Raw genomic sequence first — 22,109 nt, 5'->3', positions numbered from 1 at the left:
GGCTCGTGGCGCAAGGAGCGGTGGCGTGACCCGGGCCGCTCGCGTACGACCGACGCGCACCCGTCGTCCCCGCCTGACCACCTTGGCCCAGCTGATGACCAAGGCCGTCGAGGCCAACCCCGCGGGCACGGCCGTGCTCTGCGCGGACGCCACCGACATCCTCGGCGAGCTCACCTACGCCGAACTGGACGAGCGTTCCACCCGGCTGGCGCGCGCGCTGATCGCCCGCGGCATCGGCCCGGAGGATCTGATCGCCCTCGGCATCCCGCGCTCGGTGGAGTCGGTGCTGGCGTGCTGGGCGGTAGCCAAGACCGGCGCCGGGTTCGTGCCCGTCGACCCGAACTACCCCGCGGACCGGGTCGCGCACATGCTGTCCGACTCCGGTGCCGTGGTCGGCATCACCGTCGCCGACGTGCGCGCCGATCTGCCCGGCGACGTCGAGTGGCTGGTGCTCGATGATCCGGCCACCGACGCGCTGCTCGCCGCGCAGTCCGTGGAGCCGGTCACCAACGACGACCGGGTACGCCACATCCGCGCCGAACATCCGGCCTACGTCATCTACACCTCGGGGTCGACCGGCATGCCCAAGGGCGTCGTCGTCACCCAGGCCGGCCTCGCGAGCTTCTGCGAGGAGCAGCGCGAGCGCTACCGGGTCACCGAGACCTCGCGGACCCTGCATTTCGCCTCGCCGTCGTTCGACGCTTCCGTGCTGGAACTGCTGCTGGCGATCGGCGGCGCGGCGACCATGATCGTGGTCGCCCCGAGCGTGTACGGCGGCGCGGAACTGGCCGGGCTGCTGCGACGCAACGACGTCACGCACGCCTTCATCACCCCCGCCGCGCTGGCCTCGATCGACCCCGCCGGTCTGGACGCGCTGCGCGTGGTGGTGGCAGGCGGCGAGGCCGTTCCACCGGAGCTGGTGCGTCGCTGGGCCATTCCGCTCGCCGACGGCACGACCCGCGAGTTCTACAACGGGTACGGCCCCACCGAGACCACCATCATGACCAACATCAGCGACCCGCTCATCGCGGGCGATCTGGTGACCATCGGCGCGCCCATCCGCAATGTGACCGCCTACGTGCTCGACTCCCGGCTGCGCCTGGTGCCCACCGGTGTGACGGGCGAGCTCTACCTCGCGGGCGCCCAACTGGCCCGCGGCTACGGAAACCGGCCGGGGCTCAGCGCGGACCGGTTCGTGGCCAATCCTTTCGCCGACAACGGCGCCCGCATGTACCGCACCGGCGATCTGGTGCGCCGCACCGCGACCGGCGAGCTCGAGTACCTGGGCCGCAACGATTTCCAGGTCAAGATCCGCGGCTTCCGCATCGAGCTGGGCGAGATCGACGCGGTGCTGGCCGTGCACGAACGGGTGGACTTCGCGGTGACCGTGGGTCACGAACTCGACAACGGCAGCACGATCCTCGCTGCCTATGTACACGCCGCCGACGGCGCGAGCGTGGACGCCGGGGAACTCACCACCGAACTCGTCGCGCTGGCCGAGCAGCATCTGCCCGCGCACATGGTGCCGACCTCGATCACGGTGCTCGACGAGATCCCGCTGACCCCGGTCGGCAAGCTGGACCGCCGCGCACTGCCCGCTCCGGCCCTGCACACCAAGGAGTTCCGCGCCCCCTCCGGCCGGTTCGAGGAGATGGTGGCGCAGGTCTTCGACGACCTGGTCGGCGACGGCTCACCGATCGGCGCGGCCGACGACTTCTTCGAGCTGGGCGGTAACTCGCTGATCGCCACCCAGGCCGCGGCCAGGCTCGGCGCGCTGCTGGAGACCAAGGTGCCCACGCGCCTGCTGTTCGAGGCCTCGTCGGTGGCGAAGCTGGCCGAACGCGTCGCCGAGCTGTCCGGCCAGGGCGGGCGCGAGGAACTGCGCGCGGGCCCGCGCCCGGAGCGCATCCCGCTGTCGCTCGCCCAGCAGCGGATGTGGTTCCTCAACCGCTTCGATTCCGAGTCGGCGGCCTACAACATCCCGATCGCCATCCGGCTGTCCGGTGCGCTGGACGTCGCCGCGCTCACCGCGGCCTTCGACGACCTGATCGCCCGCCACGAAGTGCTGCGCACCGTGTACCCGGAGACCGCCGACGGCCCGGTGCAGGTGATCCTGCCGCCCGGGGAGGCCACGTCGGGGAAGGCCGTGCCGGGGACAGCGACGCCGCGGCTCGAGCTGCGCGAGGTCGCGCCCGAGCAGGTGGGTGCCGCCGTCGGCGAGCTGCTCGCCGCCGGATTCGACGTGACCACCGAGGTGCCGTTGCGCGCGGTGCTGTTCCGGGTGGCCGAACAGGAGTTCGTGCTCGCGCTCGCGGTGCATCACATCGCCGGCGACGGTTCCTCCGGCGGCCCGCTGACCAGGGATCTGATGACGGCCTACGTCGCCAGGGCGGCCGGGCGCGCGCCGGAGTGGAGCCCGCTGCCCGTGCAGTACGCCGACTACAGCCTCTGGCAGCGCCGGATGCTGGGCAGCGAGGACGATCCGGACTCGCTCGCCGCGGCGCAGATCGGGTATTGGCAGCGGGAGCTGGCGGACCTGCCCGACCAGCTGGACCTGCCCGTCGACCGTCCGCGCCCGGCGGTGCAGTCCTTCGACGGCGGCGTGGTCGACATCCGTATCGATGCCGAACTGCACCGCGCGCTGGCCGATCTGGCCCGCGCCGAGGGCGCGACACTGTTCATGGTGGTGCACGCCGCGCTGGCGGTGCTGCTCTCGCGGCTGTCCGGCGCCGAGGACATCGCCATCGGCACGCCGATCGCCGGTCGCGGCGAGGCGGAGCTCGACGACCTGATCGGCATGTTCGTCAACACGCTGGTGTTCCGCAGCCGCGTCGAGGGCGGCGAGTCGTTCACCGAACTGCTCGGACGCCAGCGCGAGACCGACCTGCAGGCCTTCGCGCACGCCGATGTGCCGTTCGAGCGGCTGGTCGAGGTGCTGAACCCGGTGCGCTCCACCGCGCGGCACCCGCTGTTCCAAGTGGGCTTCTCCTTCCAGAACCTCGCCGAGGCGAGCCTGGACCTGCCGGGCCTGACCGTGGCGGGCCTGGACGTGGACACCCACGTCTCCCAGTTCGATCTGCACTGGATCATCGGCGACAGCTACGACGCCGACGGCGCCCCCGCCGGTCTGGGCGGCGCGCTCACGTTCGCCACCGCGCTGTTCGACCGCAGGACCGTCGAGGTGTTCGTCGACCGGTTCGTGCGCCTGCTGCGTGAGGTCACCGCGGCCCCGCGCACCCCGGTCGGCGACATCGACCTGCTCGATCCCGCCGAGCGCGAGCGGATCCTGGTGCGCGCCAACACCACCGGCTACCCGCTGCGGCCCGGCACGCTCGCCGAGCTGCTGGACGCCTCGGTCGCGGCCGCCTCCTCGCACGCTGTCGCGCTGGTGTCCGACGACGGCAGCCGGGTGTCCTGGTCGGAGCTCGACGCCCGCGTCAACCGGTTGGCCCGCCAGCTGATCGCGCGCGGCGTCGGCCCGGAGACCCGGGTGGCGCTGGCGATGCGGCGCGGGGTGAACCTGGTGGTCGCCATGTACGCGGTGACCCGCGCGGGCGGCGCGTACGTGCCGGTCGATCCGGATCAGGCCGCCGACCGCACCGGCTACATCCTGCTCACCGCCGCGCCGATCCTCGTGCTGACCGACGCGGCCACCGATTTCGTCTCCGGCAACGCCGCGGTGCTCCGCGTGGACGGCCCGGCGCTGACCTCCGGTCCCGCCGATCCGATCACCGACGCCGACCGGATCGCGCCGCTGCGCCCGGACAACACCGCCTACGTCATCTTCACCTCCGGCTCCACCGGCAGGCCCAAGGGCGTCGCGGTGCCGCACGCCGCGGTGGTCAACCAGTTGCGCTGGAAGGCCGCCGAATTCGGGCTCGCCGCCGACGACGCGGTGCTGCTCAAGACGGCCGCGACCTTCGACCTGTCGGTGTGGGAGTTCTGGTCGGCGGCGGTCTGCGCGGGCCGGCTGGTCATCGCGAGCCCAGACGGTCATCGCGACCCGGCCTATCTGAACGAGCTGATGGAGCGCGAGGGCGTCACCACCCTGCACGTGGTGCCCTCCATGCTGGACGCGCTGCTCACCGTGTCGGGCGGCACACTGCCCGGGTCGTTGCGCCGTATTCTCGCCATCGGCGAAGCGCTGCCCGCGAGCACCGCGCAGCGCACCCTCTCGGCGGGCACGGCGCTGTTCAACCTCTACGGCCCCACCGAGGCCGCCGTCTCGATCACCAATCATCCGGTCACCGAGGCGGATCGGGTGTCGGTGCCGATCGGCGCGCCGGAGTGGAACAGCCGGGTGTACGTGCTGGACGCGCGGCTGCGGCCGGTGCCGGTCGGCGTGCCCGGCGAGCTGTATCTGGCCGGTGACCAGCTGGCCCGCGGCTACTTCGGCCGCCCCGATCTGACCTCGGACCGGTTCGTGGCCAACCCCTTCGAGCCGGGCACGCGCATGTACCGCACCGGCGACCTGGTGGCCTGGAACGCCGCTGGGGAACTGGATTACCGCGGCCGCACCGATTTCCAGGTGAAGGTGCGCGGTTTCCGCATCGAACTCGGCGAGATCGAGGCCGCGCTGCTGGCCCAGCCCGGCATCGCCGCCGCGGCCGTGGCGGCCAAGTCCGATCCGCACATCGGCGACCTGCTGGTCGGCTATCTGGTGCCCGCCGAGGCCGGAGCCGAACTCGACATCCCCGCGATCACCGCGGCGCTGGCCGCGCGGCTGCCCTCCTACATGACCCCGGCCGCGTGGGTGGTGCTGCCCGCGCTGCCACGCAACGTCAACGGCAAGCTCGACCGGAAGGCGCTGCCCGATCCGGTATTCGAGGCCAGGGAGTTCCGTGCGCCCAGCACACCGATCGAGGAGATCGTGGCAGGCGTGTTCACCGATGTGCTCGGCGTCGAGCGGGTCGGGGTGGACGACGACTTCTTCGCCCTCGGCGGCAACTCGCTGATCGCCACCCAGGTCGCCGCCCGCCTCGGCGCGGCTCTGGACGCCGAGGTACCGGTGCGGCTGCTGTTCGAGGCGTCCACCGTCGCCGCGCTGGCGGTGCGGGTGGAGAGCCTGGCCGGTGCGGGCGGGCGGCCCGCGCTGGCGCCGCGGCCGCGTCCGGAACGGATTCCGCTCTCACCGGCCCAGCAGCGCATGTGGTTGCTCAACGGCATGGGCGCCGACCCCGCCGTCTACAACATCCCCGCGGCGGTGCGGCTGTCCGGCGACCTGTCGGTTTCCGCGTTGCGTGCGGCGCTGGCCGATGTGCTCGCCCGCCACGAGATCCTGCGCACCGTGTACCCCGCGCACGAGGGCGTGGCCCATCAGCTGGTGCTGCCCGCGCATCAGGTCACTGCCGACCTCACCGCGCACGTGGTGCCCGCGGACGAGCTCACCGAGCGGATCGTGCGCGCGGTGACGACCGGGTTCGATGTGACCGCCGAGGTGCCGGTGCGCGTCGAGCTCTTCCGGATCGCCGAGCAGCCCTCGGAATACGTGCTGGTGTTGGTCGTGCACCACATCAGCGCGGACGGCTGGTCGATGGCCCCGTTCACCCGCGACCTGATGATCGCCTACGCCGCGCGCGCCGCGGGCAATCCGCCCGCGTGGCAGCCCCTGCCGGTGCAGTACGCCGACTACAGCCTCTGGCAGCGCGAACTGCTCGGCGACGACAACGATCCGCAGTCGCCGGCCGCTCGTCAGCTCGGCTACTGGCGCACCGCGCTGGCCGGGCTGCCGGACGCGCTCGACCTGCCCTTCGACCGTCCGCGCCCGGCCGTGCAGGAGACCGCGGCCCGTGCGGTGCCGCTGCACATCGACGCCACCACCCACCGCGCGCTGCTCGAGGTGGCCCGTGCGCACAACGCCACGCTGTTCATGGCGGTGCACACCGCTCTGGCGGTCCTGCTGGCCCGCTGGTCGCGTTCGGACGACATCGCCATCGGCTCGCCGATCGCCGGGCGTGGCGACGCCGCCCTCGACGACCTCATCGGCATGTTCGTCAACACTCTGGTGTTGCGCACCCCAGTGGATACCGCCGCCTCGTTCGCCGAGCTGCTCGATCGCCAACGCGAGACGGACCTGGCGGCCTTCGCCCATGCCGACGTGCCGTTCGAACACCTGGTGGACGTGCTCAACCCGGTGCGTTCCACCGCCAGGCATCCGGTGTTCCAGATCATGCTGGCTTTCCAGAACCAGGCCCGCGCCGGACTCGAGTTGCCCGGGCTGTCGGTGTCGGCGATGGATTTCGGCGCCGAGCAGACCGAATACGACCTCCAGCTGATGCTCGCCGACGGATACGACGAACACGGCGAGCCCACCGGTATCGCGGGCCGGATCCTGTTCCCGGTCAGCCTGTTCGACGAATCGACCATCGAGACGCTGGCCCGCCGGTTCGAGCGGGTGCTGACCGCGCTGGCGACCGGACCCGCCGTCCCGGTCGGCGACGTGGAATGGCTCACCGAGGCCGAACGCGTCGAGGTGCTCACCCCTGGCGATGCCACCGACCACCCGCTCGACAGCGCGGCCACCCTGGTGTCGCTGTCGGCGCTGGGCTCGCGCATCGATCCGCGCGCGGTGGCGATCGTGGACGGCGCGCTCACCGACCGGCGCACCGAGATCACCTACGCCGAATGGGACGCGCGGGTCCACCGGCTGGCGCGCCACCTCATCGGGCTCGGGGTGGGCCCGGAGACCCGCGTCGTGGTCGCCCTGCATCGCAGCGTCGACCTGCTGGTCGCCATCCACGCCGTGCTGCGCGCCGGCGGCGCCTACGTGCCGGTCGATCCCGACCACCCCGAGGACCGCACCGCCTACGTCCTCGAGCTGTCCGAGCCCAGTTGCGTGCTCACCCACGCGGCGGCAGGTTTCCGCACCGACCGCGCGCCGGTGATCCGCGTCGACGAGCTGGATCTGTCCGGGTACCGTGCCGATCCGATCACCGACGCCGAACGCCTCGCGCCGTTGCGCCCGGCGAACACCGCCTACATCCTGTTCACCTCCGGCTCCACCGGACGGCCCAAGGGCGTCGCGGTGCCGCACCGCGCGGTGGCCAACCATGTGCGCTGGTTCGTCGCCGACTACGGTCTCGGCGCGGCCGACGTCTCGCTGTTCAAGACCACCATCACCTTCGACATGTCGGTGTGGGATGTGTTCGTGCCCTTCATCATCGGCGGCAGGGTGGTGGTCGCCGCCCGCGACGGACACCGCGATCCGCGTTACCTGGCCGAGGTGATCGCCGCGGAACGGGTGAGCGTGATCCCGTTCGTCCCGTCCATGCTGCGCGCCATCCTCGACGCCGGCACCGGCACCGGCGCCGACACCCACAGGGGCGCGGGCACCGCCCTCGGCGGCGGCGCGTTGGACACCCTGCGGGTGATCTGGCTCGCGGGGGAGGCGCTTTCGGCCGACACCGCGGCGGCGGCGCGCCAGGTCTCGCGCGCCCGGCTGGACAATCTCTACGGCCCGACCGAGACCGCCGTGGTCACCATGACCGCGCGGGTGCCCGAGGACGCCACCGGCATCGTGCCCATCGGCTCGCCGATCTGGAACGTGGGCGCCTACGTGCTCGACGACCGGCTGCATCCGGTCCCGGTCGGCGTCGCCGGCGAGCTCTACCACGGCGGCATCCAGCTCTCGCACGGGTATTTCGGGCGTCCCGATCTCACCGCCGCGCGCTACGTCGCCAGCCCGTTCGCGCCGGGGGAGCGGCTCTATCGCACCGGTGACCTGGTGCGATGGAACACCGACGGCCGGATGGAGTATCTGGGCCGCACCGACTTCCAGGTCAAGCTCCGTGGTCTGCGCATCGAACTCGGCGAAATCGAGGCCGCGCTGCTGACCCACGACGCCGTCCGGCAGGCGGTGGCCGTGGTGCACACCGACGAACAGCTCGGCGACCAACTCGTCGGCTATGTGGTGCCGGACGCGGCCGTGGGCGAGGTGGAGATCGAATCGGTCAAGGCGCACCTGACCGAGCGGGTTCCCTCCTACATGGTGCCCTCGGCCTTCGTCGTGCTCGACGAGTTGCCGCTCAACGCCAACGGCAAGCTCGACCGTAAGCAGCTGCCCGCGCCGACGTTCGTGGCCCGGTCGCACCGAGCGCCGAGCACGCCGCTGGAACACTCGATCACCACCGTGTTCGCCGAGGTGCTCGGACTGGACGCGGTCGGACTGGACGACAACTTCTTCGAGCTCGGCGGAAACTCCCTGGTGGCGACCCGGGCGGCGTCGCGGCTGGGCGAGGAACTGGGCGTTCGGGTGCCCGTGGTGTGGATGTTCACCGCGCCCACTCCGGCCGGTCTGGCCGCTCAGGTACTCGCGCAGTCCGCCGATGCCGCGCCGGACTCGGCGGACCCGGCGGACTCGGCGGACTCGGCGTTCGAGGTGTTGTTGCCGCTGCGGTCGGGGTCGGATGCGCCGCTGTTCTGCATCCATCCGTTCGGCGGCATCGCCTGGTCCTTCGCCGGACTCGCGGCACACCTGGACGGTGATCGCCCGATCTACGGATTGCAGTCGCCCGCGCTCGGTTCCGACGAGACGCTGCCCGAATCCACCGAGAAGTGGGCCGTGCGGTACCTGGAGGAAATTCGTGCGGTGCAGCCGCAGGGGCCCTACCACCTGCTCGGCTGGTCGTTGGGCGGCGTCCTCGCCCACGCCATCGCGGTGCAGCTGCAGGCCGAGGGGGAACGGGTCGAGCTGCTGGCGATGATGGACAGCTACCTGCGTGCGGAGATCGAGGAGTCCGCGATCGCGTCCGGTCCGGTGTCGATGGCCGAGCTTCTCGGCGGTCTGCTCGGCGACGCGGCGCAGCTCGATATCGGCGACATCGAGGACGCCACGGATCTCGGTCCCGCCGAGATCGCCGAGCGGCTGGCGCAGTTGCCGGAACCGTTCGCCTCCTTCGGCGCCGAGCGCATCGGCCGGGTCCTCGAGGGCGCGGCGCATTCGGCGGCGGTGACCGCGCAGTATCGGCCGCTTCCGTTCGTCGGCGAGCTGGTGTATTTCACGGCCGCCGAGGACGATCCGACCGGCCGTACTGGCGCCGACACCTGGACGGGGGCGATCCAGGGAACGATCCGCAACCATCCGGTGCCGACCTCGCACTGGCGGATGACGGCCGACGCCGGACTCGCCGAGATCGGTCGCGTGCTCAACGCGTTCCACCGGACACGGGCGCAGTCACACCGGTTCTGAGCCCCGGCCGGGCGCGGGTCCGATCCCGCGCCCGGCCATCGGGTTACGCGACAACGGTGTGGCGACCGTCACGACGCCGCATCGATCGTGCCCCGCGGCCCGGCGATCACGCGGCGCGCCGGACGGCTGGGACCGCCGCTGTCGATCCCGCGCAGCACATCTCCCGCGATACCCCCGATGCTTCGACGAAGCGCGCCCGCGAGGCCGTCATCAGGTGACTCGCTGCTCGCGCGCCTCGAAGCGCCCGGCGCTCACCGCAGGCCGACCAGCTCCGCGAACCTGCTCGCGTGACAGCGGATCACGCTCCGGCGAGGACACCGTCCGATACCGATTCCACATCGCGGAGACGCGGGCTCGCCGGGCTTCCCGGATCGGCTCGCCACGTCACACGAGTGCCCTGACGGTTCGGGCCGATTCGCCGCGTGCCACTCTTGTGGGTGAAGCAGGACATTCACTTTCGCCATCGGGTCGGCGCGCAGGGGTTCGGTAAGGCGCTGCCCGAGATGTACGTCGGTACACAGTGGGAGGTAGTTCGCTATGTTCGATCGACCCAGCACCAGTACGGCAAACCCGCGGCGCGTCGTCCGGCCGGAGGTGCGTCGATGACCCGTGCCACTCGCGCCCGCCAGTCCCGCGCCCGCCGCCCGCGCGTGGTGACCCTGCCCCAGTTGCTGGGCCGGGCAGTGGAAACCGCGCCGTCCGGACTCGCGGTGCTCGGCGTCGACGCCGACGGCGTCCGCGCCGAAGCGACCTACCATGAACTGGACCAGCGATCGACCCGGCTCGCCCGGGTGCTCATCGCCCGTGGCATCGGTCCGGAAGACCTTGTCGCACTGGCTGTCCCGCGTTCGCTGACATCGGTGCTCGCCTGCTGGGCGGTCGCCAAGACCGGGGCGGGCTTCGTCCCGGTCGACCCGAATCATCCCGAAGACCGTGTCGCGCACATGCTCTCCGACTGCGGCGCGGCGCTGGGTATCACCGTGGACGCGGTGCGCGCCGGTCTGCCGGGAACGGCGCAGTGGCTCGTCCTCGACGACCCGGCCACCGAGACACTGCTGGCCGAACAGCCGGACCGTCCGATCACCAACGACGACCGGGTGCGGCTGCTGCGACCCGAGCACCCGGCCTACGTGATCTTCACCTCCGGCTCGACCGGCCTGCCCAAGGGCGTCGTCGTCACCCAGGCCGGACTGGCGAGCTTCTGCGCCGAACAGCAGGAGCGCTACCGGGTGACCGAACGCTCGCGCACACTGCATTTCGCCTCGCCGTCGTTCGACGCGTCGGTGCTGGAACTGCTCCTGGCGGTCGGCGGCGCGGCGACCATGGTGGTCGTCGACCCGTCGGTCTACGGCGGACCCGACCTGGCCGGGATCCTGCGCACGCACGCGGTGACGCACGCGTTCGTCACCCCCGCCGCGCTGGCCTCCATCGATCCGGCGGGCCTCGACGAGCTGCGTGTGGTGATCTCCGGCGGCGAGGCGTGCCCGCCGGATCTGGTGCGGCGGTGGGCGGTACCGCTGCCGAGCGGTTCGCTGCGCGAGTTCTACAACGGGTACGGCCCGACCGAGACCACCATCATGACCACCATCAGCGACGCGTTGCGTCCGGACGAGCCGGTGACGATCGGCGCGCCGATCCGCACGGTCGGCGCCTACGTGCTCGACCCGCGTCTGCGGCTCTCGCCGCCCGGCGCGGTCGGCGAACTGTATCTGGCAGGGCCACCGCTGGCGCGGGGATACGGCAATCGCCCCGGGCTGAGTGCGGCGCGGTTCGTGGCGAACCCCTTCGAGGAGGGGGCGCGGATGTACCGCACCGGCGATCTGGTGCGACGCACTCCTACCGGCGCGCTGGAATATCTGGGGCGCAACGACTTCCAGGTCAAGATCCGCGGTTTCCGGATCGAGCTCGGCGAGATCGACGCGGTGCTGGCCGCCCACGAGAAGGTCGATTTCGCGGTCACCGTCGGCCACGAACTCGACCACGGCGGCACCGCGCTCGTCGCCTATGTGCACGCCGTCGACAACGCGGCGCTCGACACCGACGAGCTGACCGAGCTGGCCCGCCGCCGCCTGCCCGCCCACATGGTGCCGACCGCGATCACGGTCCTCGACGAGATCCCGTTGACGCCGGTGGGCAAGCTGGATCGCGCCGCGCTGCCCGCTCCCGTCCTTGCCGCCAACGAATTCTGCGAGCCCGCCGGTCCGCTGGAAGAGACGATCGCGGCGGTCTTCGCCGGCGTGCTCGGCGTCGAGCGGGTCGGCGCCGACGACGACTTCTTCGCCCTGGGCGGCAATTCGCTGCTCGCGGCGCAGGCCGCCGCCCGGCTCGCGGTGGCGATCGGCGCCGAGGTGAAGGTCGGCAGGCTTTTCGAGACGACCACGGTGGCGACCTTGGCGGCGGGGTTGAGCGCGGACGCGGTGCAAGCGGACCGGCGACCGCCGTTGACCGCCCGGCAGCGCCCCGAGCACATCCCGCTCTCGCCCGCCCAGCAACGGATGTGGCTGGCGAGCCGCATCGACAGCGAGGCGGCGGTGTACATGATCCCCGCCGCCATCAGGTTGTCGGGGGAGTTGTCGGTGCCCGCGCTGCGCCAGGCGATCATCGACGTCGTCGCTCGGCACGAGGCGCTGCGCACCCGCTATCCGGCCCAGGACGGTCTCGCCCGCCAGGTGATCGTCCCCGCCGACCAGGTCGTGCCCGACCTGAATCCGGAGCCGGTTCCCGGCGCGGAATTGCGCGCGCGGATCGCGCGTGCGATGACCGTCCCGTTCGACCTGGCAGAGGAAGTCCCGGTGCGGGTCGCGCTGCTGCGACTCGCCGAGGACCCCTCGCAGCATGTCCTGGTGCTGGTCGTCCACCACATCAGCGCGGACGGCTGGTCGATGGCCCCGGTCACCCGCGACCTGGTGGTCGCCTATGCCGCGCGGGTCGCAGGCGCGGAGCCAGGGTGGGCCCCGCTGCCGGTGCAGTACGCCGATTTCAGCCTGTGGCAGCACGAGGTCCTCGGCGACGAGGCCGATCCGGAATCGGTGGCCGCGCGGCAGCTCGATCATTGGCGAACCGAACTGGCGGGACTGCCCGACAGCCTGCCGTTGCCCTTCGACCGGCCGCGGCCCGCCGTGCGCGACACCCGCGCCCGGGTGGTGACCGCCCACCTCGACGCCGACATCCATCGCGCCCTCACGGATCTGGCGCGCGCCGAGCACACGACGCTGTTCATGGTGCTGCACAGCGCGCTCGCGGTACTGCTGAGCAAGGTGTCGGGCACCGGTGACCTCACGGTCGGCACACCGTTCGCCGGTCGCGGTGAGCAGGCGCTCGACGAGGTGGTCGGCATGTTCGTCAACACCCTGGTGCTGCGCAGCCGGGTGGACCACGCCTTGCCGTTCACCGAATTCCTCGCCGAGCAGCGGCAGACCGACCTGGCGGCTTTCGCCAACGCCGACATCCCCTTCGATCGCCTCGTGGAGATCGTGAACCCGGCGCGCTCGCAGTCCCGGCATCCCTTGTTCCAGGTGATGTTCGCGCTGCAGAACCTGACCAGGCCCAGCCTCGAGCTGCCCGGACTGTCGGTCTCGGCGATCGAATTCGACTCGGAGAACACCGAATACGACCTGCAGGTGACGCTGGCCGACGGCTACGATGCCGACGGCGCGCCGGCGGGCATCGCCTGCGCGATCGCCTATCGCACCGGTCTGTTCGACCAGGCCACCGTCGTGAACCTGGTGCGCCGCTTCGAACGGGTGCTGCGCGTGGTCGTCGTGGCGCCGCACACGGCCGTGCGTGACATCGACCTCCTCGACCCCGTGGAGCGCGAGGTGGTGCTGCGCGAATGGAACCGCACCACCCACGAGGTCCCACGGGTGGCCACCGTGCTCGATCTGTTCGCCGAGAGCGTGCGCAGGCACGCGGACAAGACGGCGGTGGTCGTCGAGGCCGGGGAATCCGGCCGGGCGCGCCCGGCCGAACTGACCTACGCGCAGTTCGCCGCACGGGTGAACCGGCTGGCGCGCAGGCTGATCGAACTCGGCGTCGGTCCGGACGCGCGGGTGGCCGTCGGCATGCGCCGGTCGGTCGACATGCTGGTGGCGGTGTACGCGGCGGTGACCGCGGGCGGGGCGTATGTGCCCATCGATCCGGACCAACCGGACGAGCGCACCGGTTACGTGCTCGACACAGCCCGTCCGGCCGTCCTGCTGACGACCACCGGCGACGACATCCGGACCACGGTGTGCCCGGTGGTCCACGTCGACACCGCCGACCTGGGCGACTACGACGACGCGCCGATCGCCGACACCGAGCGCCGGGGCGTGCTGCGGCAGTCGAACATCGCCTATGTGCTCTACACCTCCGGGTCCACCGGCAGGCCGAAGGGCGTCGCGGTCACCCACGCCGCGATGGTCAACCAGTTGGCCTGGCGCATCGAGGCCGCGGGCCTGAACGAGACCGATGTGGTGATGCACAAGACGCCCTTCACCTTCGACGCCTCGCTGTGGGAACTGTTCGCGACACCGATCATGGGCGCGCGGATGATCCTCACCGCGCCGCAGGCGCACCGCGACGCCCGCTATCTGACGGAGACGATCCACCGGCACCGCGTGACGCTCACGTCCTTCGTGCCCACGTTGCTCGCGGTCTTCGCCTCGACCGCTTCGCGAGCGGAATGCGCCTCGCTGCGCTGCGTATTCGTCGGAGGCGAGGCGGTGACCCCGCATGTCGTCGGCCTGCTTCGCGGCGTGAGTCCGGCCGCGCTGGTCAACGGCTACGGCCCCACCGAGTTCACGGTGATCGGGACCTCCTGGCAGGTGAGCGAGGACGAGACCGCGGTGCCCATCGGCCGCCCCGTGTGGAATTCCCGTGCTTATGTCCTGGACGAGTTCTTGCACCCGGTGGCCCCCGGCGTGGCGGGCGAGCTGTATCTGGGCGGTGTGCAGACCGCGCGCGGCTATCACGCGCGCCCGGATCTGACCGCGCAACGGTTCGTCGCCGATCCCTTCGGCGAGCCCGGCGAGCGGCTCTACCGCACCGGCGATCTGGTGCGCTGGCGGGGCAATGCGGACAGCGGGGCCGGACCGCTCGAGTACGGGGTGCTGGAGTACATCGGCCGCACCGACTTCCAGGTGAAGTTCCACGGCCAGCGCATCGAGCTGGAGGAGATCGAGGCCGCGCTGCTCGAACAGCAGGCGATCGAACAGGCCGCGGTGCAGGTGGTCGGCACGTCTGCCGGTGACCATCTGGTCGCCTATGTCGTGGCGGGGGAGGCCGCCGGTTCCGTCCTCGACGTCGAGCAGGTGAAGGACGCGCTGCGCCGCAGGCTGCCCGCCTACATGGTGCCCTCGACGGTGCTGACGCTCGGGGAGTTCCCGCTCAACTCCTCCGGCAAGCTGGATCGAAAGGCACTGCCCGTGCCGGAGTTCCGGGCGCGGGAGTACCGCGCGCCCGCGACCCCGGTCGAGCGGATCGTGGCGGAAGTCTTCGCCGAGGTGCTCGACCTGACCCGGGTGGGAGCCGAGGACGACTTCTTCGAACTGGGCGGCAACTCGCTGATCGCCACCAGGGTGGCCGCCCGTCTCGGGGCCGCGCTGGACACCCGGGTGCCGGTGCGGCTGCTGTTCGAGGCGTCGACCGTGGCGGCGCTGGCCGCGCGGCTGGCGGAGGGGACCGGCGAGGGCGCCCGTGCCGCGCTGGTCGCCAGGGACCGTCCGGCTCGGGTGCCGTTGTCGCTGGCACAGCAGCGGATGTGGTTCCTCAACCGCTTCGACGACGCCAACATCACCTACAACATCCCTGTCGTGCTCCGGCTGAGCGGGGAACTCGACGTCGAGGCGCTGCGCCAGGCGGCCCTCGACGTCATGGAACGCCACGAGGTGCTGCGCACGGTCTACCCGGAGACCGACGGGCTCGCCCACCAGGTCGTGGTGCCGACGGACTCGGTGCCGCTGGACCTGGCGGTGCGCCGGGTGCCGCTCGCGGACCTGCGCGCGCGGATCGATCGGGTGCTGTCGGCGCCGTTCGATGTCACCGCCGAAGTTCCCGTGCGGGTGCGGCTGTTCGCCGCGCAGGAGCGGCCGGACGAGCACGTGCTGGTGTTCGTCTTGCACCACATCTGCTCCGACGGCTGGTCGATGGCGCCGCTGACCAGGGACCTGGTCACCGCCTACCAGGCCCGCACGTGCGGGCAGGCGCCGCTGTGGAGTCCGCTGGCGGTGCAATATGCCGATTTCAGCCTGTGGCAGCACGAACTGCTCGGCGACGAGAACGATCCGGAATCGCTGATGGCCCGCCAGCTCGCCTACTGGCGTTCGGCGCTGGCCGGGTTGCCGGACGCGCTGAGCCTGCCGTTCGATCGGCCGCGCCCGCCGGTGCACGAATCGGCCGCGCGCCGGACGCCGCTGCGCGTGGACGCGGGCACCCACCGGCGGTTGCGCGAGATCGCGCACGCGGCGGGAGCGTCGCTGTTCATCGTGGTGCACACCGCGTTCGCCGCGGTTCTCGGTCGATGGTCCCGAGCGCAGGACGTGGTGATCGGCACGCCGGTCGCGGGACGGGGCGAAGCCGAGATCGACGATCTCATCGGCATGTTCGTCAACACCCTGACGCTGCGGACCCGGGTGGATCCGGCGTGCTCGTTCACCGAGCTGCTGGCCAGGCAGCGCGACATCGATCTGGCCGCCTTCGCCCATGCCGACGTGCCGTTCGAACGACTCGTCGAGGCGCTCAACCCGCCGCGGTCGCAGTCGCGACATCCGCTGTTCCAGGTGATGCTGTCGTTCCAGAATCATCACCGGGCCGCGCTGGAACTTCCCGAACTCACCGTCTCCGCGATGGATTACGGCACCCCGCCCAGCGCCTTCGACCTGCACTTGACCCTCGCCGACGGGTACGACGCCGACGGCGAGCCCGCGGGGATGGACGGCGCGCTGATCTACCCTGTCGCTCTGTTCGACGAGGCGACGATGGAGTCGTTCGCGCGTCGCTTCGAACGCGTGCTCGCCGCGATCGCGGCCGATCCCGCCCAGCCGGTCGGAGACATCCCCTGGCTGACCGAGCGGGAACACCAGGCGGTGCTCAGCGCGTCGGCCGGCGCGGACCGTCCGCTCGACGAGGCGGCCACCCTGGTCTCGCTCTCGGCGCTCGGTCCGCGTTCCGATCCGCGGGCGGTGGCGATCGTGGACGGCGCGCTCACCGATCGGCGTACCGAGATCAGTTATGCCGAATGGGATTCGCGGGTACACCGCCTCGCGCGCCACCTCGTCTCGCTCGGGGTCGGCCCGGAAACCCGCGTCGTGGTCGCCCTGTATCGCAGCGTCGACCTGCTGGTCGCCATCCACGCCGTGCTGCGCGCGGGCGGTACCTATGTGCCGGTCGATCCCGACCATCCCGAGGATCGCACCGCCTACGTGCTGGAACTGTCGAAGCCCGGCTGCGTGCTCACGCACGCGGCTGTCGATTTCCGTGCCGATGGTGTGCCGGTCATCCGGATCGACGAGCTGGATCTGTCCGGTTACCGCGACGAGCCGATCACCGACGCCGAGCGCCTCGCGCCGCTGCGTCCGGCGAACACGGCCTACATCCTGTTCACTTCGGGCTCGACCGGTCGGCCGAAGGGGGTGGCGGTGCCGCATCGGGCGGTGGCCAACCATGTGCGCTGGTTCGTCGCCGAGTACGGCATGGGCGCCGCCGACGTCTCGTTGTTCAAGACGGCCGTCACTTTCGACATGTCGGTCTGGGATGTGTTCGTGCCGTTCGTCACCGGTGGCCGGGTGGTGGTGGCCGCCCCCGACGGGCATCGCGATCCGCACTACCTGGCCGAGGTGATCGCGGCCGAACGGGTGACCGTGACCCCGTTCGTCCCGTCCATGCTGCGCGCCGTCGTCGACACGCTCGAGAAGGGGTCGCTGGACTCGTTGCGGGTTGTCTGGTTCGCCGGCGAAGCGCTGTCGGCCGAGACCGCCCTGGCGGCGCGCCGGGTGTCGCGGGCCAGGCTGGACAATCTCTACGGCCCTACCGAGACCGCGGTGGTCACCATGACCGCGCGAGTTCCCCGGGACGCGACCGGCATCGTGCCGATCGGCGCCCCGATCTGGAATGTGGGCGCCTATGTGCTCGACGACCGCCTGCACCCGGTGCCGGTCGGCGTCGCGGGCGAGCTCTATCACGCCGGAATCCAGCTCTCGCACGGCTATTTCGGGCGTCCGGACCTCACTGCTGCGCGGTATGTGGCGAGCCCGTTCGCGCCGGGGGAGCGGCTCTATCGCACGGGCGACCTGGTGCGGTGGTTGCCCGACGGCCGGGTGGAATACCTGGGTCGCACCGACTTCCAGGTCAAGATCCGTGGTCTGCGCATCGAACTCGGCGAGATCGAGACCGCGCTGCTGGCCCAGGACGACGTGCGTCAGGCAGTCGTCATCGTCTACAGCGACGCGGAGCACGGTGACCGGCTGGTCGCCTATGTCGTGCCGAAGGACGGTCGGCACGTCGAGGTGGACACCGTGCGCGCGGCACTGAGGGAAAGCGTGCCGTCCTACATGGTGCCCGCCGCGTTCGTGGTGCTCGACGCGATTCCGCTGAACGCGAGCGGCAAGCTCGATCGCGGCGGGCTGCCGCGCCCGGAATTCGTCGCCCGGACATATCGGGAACCGGTCACGCCCACCCAGCAGACCATCGCCGCGGTGATCGCCGAGGTGCTCGGTCTGGACCGGGTCGGCCTGGACGACGACTTCTTCGCCATCGGGGGCGACAGCATCTCGTCCATCCAGGTGACGGCGAGGGCCGCGCAACGAGGGGTGATCTTCTCGCCCCGCGATCTCTTCCAGGGCCGCACCGTCGCGGATCTCGCCCGGCGGGCCCGAGACACGGATGCCGACGACATGGCGGGAGTCAAGGCGGGTCCGCTGGTGCGGCTCACGGAGCCGGACCGGCAGCGCCTGTCGGACAGCCTGCCCGCTGTCGCCGACGTGTGGCCGCTGACCCCGCTGCAGTCGGGAATGCTGTTCCACGCGTTGCTGGCCGACACCTCGCTCGACGTCTACGTGACCCAGTTCGTGTTCGGTCTCGACGGTGCGGTGGACCGAGACCGCCTGCGGTCCGCCGCCGCCGCGGTGGTGGAGCGCCACGAGAACCTCCGGGTGTTGTTCACCGAGGACACCACGGGCCGGTCCGTGCAGGTCGTGCTCGAATCCGTCGAGGTGCCATGGGAGTTCCACGACTTCTCCGACGAGCCGGATGCCGGCCGCGAGTTCGAGCGCTTCCGCGAGGCCGATCGTCGACGAGGGTTCTCGATGGATGTCGCGCCGCTGCTGCGTTTCACCCTGCTGCGGATGGGCATCGAGGACTACCGGCTGCTGGTCACGGTGCACCACATCCTGATCGACGCGTGGTCGATTCCGCTGCTCATGCGGGATGTGCTGGTGGCGTACGTCCTCGGGGACGTCACCGCCTTGCCGCCGGTGCGTCCGTATCGGGACTACCTGGCCTGGTACGCGCGACAGGACAGCGAGAAGAGCCGCGCCGCATGGCGTAGCGCGCTGGACGGTTTCACCGAACCGACGCCGTTGGCGCCGCGAACGATTCCCAAGGAGATCTCCGCGGGAGTCGGTGCGGTCGACATCGTGCTGAGCGAAGAACAGACCGGCGCGCTGAGCGATCTGGCCGTCTCGGCGGGCGTCACGGTCAACACCGTGTTCCAGACCGTGTGGGGTCTGCTGGTCGGCCGCAGCGTCGACAGTGACGATGTCGTGTTCGGTGCGACGGTGTCGGGACGACCGCCCCGGCTGGCAGGCGTCGAGTCGATGGTGGGCTTGTTCCTGAACGCGATTCCGGTGCGGGTCCGGTTGCGGCCGGCCGCGACCGTGACGCAGGTCCTGCGGGAAGTCCAGGCCGAGCAGGCCACGCTGCTGGATCATCACTACCTGGGGTTGAGCGACATCCAGGAGGCCGTGGGTATCGAGGACCTCTTCGACTCGCTGCTGGTGTTCGAGTCGGCTCCGATCGATCAGCGGATGCTCGGGGATGCCGCGCGGATGCCGGGTGGTCTGAGTGTCCGCACCGCCGAGGCTGTGAGCAGTTCCCACTATCCGGTGACGGTGATGGTCTACCCGGGCCGGGAATTCCGGGTGTCGCTGAAGTTCTTGCGTGATGTCTTCGACGAGCCCTCGGTCCGCTGCCTGGCAGACCGTTACGCGTCGCTTCTGCGCGAGATCCCGCAGCGGCGTGCGGCACGGATCGCCGAACTCGACGCGCTGACCGCGGCCGACCGGGCAGTGCTGTCGGAGATGAACGCCACCGCCGTCCCCGACCTGCTCGATGAACAGACCCTGATCGGGCTGTTCGACGCGCAGGTCGAACGGACCCCGCAGGCGCCCGCCGTCCGGTTCGGCAGCGAGACACTCAGCTATGCCCAGCTCCGGCAGCGTTCGCTCGTGCTGGCCTCGGACCTCGCCGCTCGTGGTGTCGGCCCGGAGACTCTGGTGGCGGTGGCGATGCGCCGCTCCATCGAACTGGTCGTCGGTGTCTACGCCGTCCTGCGTACCGGCGCGGGGTACGTGCCGATCGATCCCGATCACCCGGCCGAGCGCAACGATCACGTGCTGACCAGCGCCGCGCCAGTCTGTGTCCTGTCCCGAGAGGCCGACGGTTTCGATACGACCACCGGGGTTCCGGTGCTGTCGATCGACAGTCTCCACCGCGTGGCTGCGGTGCCGCTGTCCGCGCCCAGGGCGGACAACGTGGCGTACGTGATCTACACCTCCGGTTCCACCGGCCGCCCGAAGGGCGTGGCGATCACCCATCGGCAGCTGAGCAACCAATTCCGTTGGGCGCAGCGGACCTATCCGCACGGTCCCGGTGACGTGGTGCTGCACAAGACGCCGATCACCTTCGACATCTCCACGTGGGAATTGTTCTGGCCGTTGCAGACCGGCGCGACCGTGGTCGTCGCGGTGCCGGACGGGCACCGTGATCCCGGCTACCTCGCCCGCACGATCGACGAGTACGACGTCACGACAGTGCATTTCGTGCCCTCGATGCTGGACGCGTTCCTCGCTGTGGCCGCGGGCGAGCATCCCCGGCTGCGCTGGGTGTTCGCCGCCGGTGAGGCGCTGCCGGGCGAGACGGCACGTCGTTTCGCGGCGGCCCTGCCGAAGGCGCGTCTGGTGAACTGGTACGGACCGGCCGAAGCGACAGTGGTCACCGCGCATCCTGTCGCCGCCGAGACCGGAGCGTCCGTGCCTGTCGGCGCCCCGGTCGACAACACCACCGTCCATGTTCTGGATCGCCACCTGCGTGCGGTGCCGCCGGGCTCCGCGGGCGAACTGTACGTGGCCGGTGTCCAGCTGGCCCGGGGATACGCCGGTGCTCCGGCGCTGACCGCCGAGCGTTTCGTCGCTCATCGGGGCGGGCAGCGGCTCTACCGCACCGGCGATATCGTGCGGTGGCGCCTCGACGGCCCCGCGCCTGCGCTGGAATATCTGGGCCGCAGCGATTTCCAGGTCAAGCTCCGTGGTCAGCGCGTCGAACTCGGCGAGATCGAAGCGGTGCTGCTCGCGGAGGATGCGGTCGCCGCCGCCGTCGTCGTCGTGGATTCCGATGCGTACGCCGGTGACCGGCTCGTCGGCTATGTGGTGCCTGCCGCGGGCCGTCGCGTGGACGCGGTGACGCTGCGCGCGCGAGCGTCGGCGTCGCTGCCGGTCTTCATGGTGCCGTCGGCTTTCGTGGTGCTCGAGCAGATGCCGTTGAACGCGAGTGGCAAGGTGGACCGCCGGGCGCTGCCCGCACCGGTGGTGGAGAAGGCGCCGTTCCGGGCACCCGAGACGCCACTGGAACGGACGGTCGTCGAGGTGTTCGGCGAGGTTCTGGGCAGGGCCGCCGACAGCATCGGCGTGGACGACAGTTTCTTCGAATCGGGGGGGAATTCGCTCGTGGCGACGCGGGCCGCCGCCCGGCTCGGGGAGGAGGTGGGAAGCCGGGTGCCTGTCATGTGGATGTTCACCGCTCCTACTCCGGCAGCCCTCGCCGCCCACCTCACGGCCCAGCGGGTGGGCGCCGCGGACACCGACGCCGCGTTCGATGTGCTGTTGCCGTTGCGTCCGGGCGAGGGGCGTCCGTTGTTCTGCATCCACCCGTTCGGCGGGATCGCCTGGTCGTTCGCCGGTCTGGCGGCACACCTCGACCCGAGCCGGCCGATCTACGGATTGCAGTCGCCCGCTCTGGGCTCGGACGAGCCGTTGCCGGAGTCGACCGAGCAGTGGGCACTGCGTTATATCCAGGAAATTCGCGCAGTACAGCCACACGGCCCCTACCACCTGCTCGGCTGGTCGCTGGGCGGTGTGCTCGCCCATGCGATCGCGGTACAGCTGCAACTCGACGGTGAGCAGGTCGAGTTGCTGGCGATGATGGACAGCTATCTGAGCTCGGCGGCGGCGACCACCACCGTGTCCGGCCCGGTGCCGGTGGCCGAGTTGCTGGGCGGTCTGCTCGGCGACGGGGCGGCGCGGCTCGACATCGGTCGCGGCATCGACCCCGCCGCCGACGCCGCGACGGTGGCGCGGCAGCTGGCGCGGCTGCCGGAGCCGTTCGCCTCGTTCGGTGAGCGTCGCATCGCGCGGGTGCTCGAGGCCGCCGTGCACTCGGTGGCCGTGACCGCGCGGTACCGGCCCCGTTTGTTCGCGGGTGAGCTGGTGTATTTCGCCGCGGCGGGGGATGATCCCTGCGGTCGGGGTGGCGCGGACACCTGGGCCGCAGCCGTGGACGGGCCGATCAGGGAGATCGCCGTCCCGGCGACGCACTGGCGGATGACCGGGGCGGAGGGACTGGCCGTGATCGGCCGTGTCCTCGACGCGCTGCACGCCGCCGGGTACGCACGCACGGACCAGACCTGATGGTCTGTTACGTGATGTGAGTAACCTACCGAGGTCTCGGGTGC

General features: G+C 71.0%; 1 protein-coding gene and 1 pseudogene. Both read left to right on the top strand.

Annotated features, from left to right (window positions below; translation table 11 throughout):
• Positions 1-25 precede the first annotated feature (25 nt).
• A complete protein-coding gene (locus NS3_RS17855) occupies positions 26-9,187 on the top strand; it encodes a non-ribosomal peptide synthetase (protein WP_157101402.1) in 9,162 nt (3,053 codons plus the stop codon).
• A gap of 650 nt (positions 9,188-9,837) precedes the next feature.
• Positions 9,838-22,065, top strand: a pseudogene (locus NS3_RS17850) (non-ribosomal peptide synthetase); the annotation flags it as partial.
• Positions 22,066-22,109: the final 44 nt, after the last annotated feature.

The organism is Nocardia shimofusensis NBRC 100134, from assembly GCF_001613125.1.
Taxonomy (GTDB): Bacteria; Actinomycetota; Actinomycetes; order Mycobacteriales; family Mycobacteriaceae; genus Nocardia; species Nocardia shimofusensis.
The sequence above is the reverse complement of the archived record's forward strand: the minus strand, read 5'-3'. Positions and strand labels throughout refer to the sequence as shown.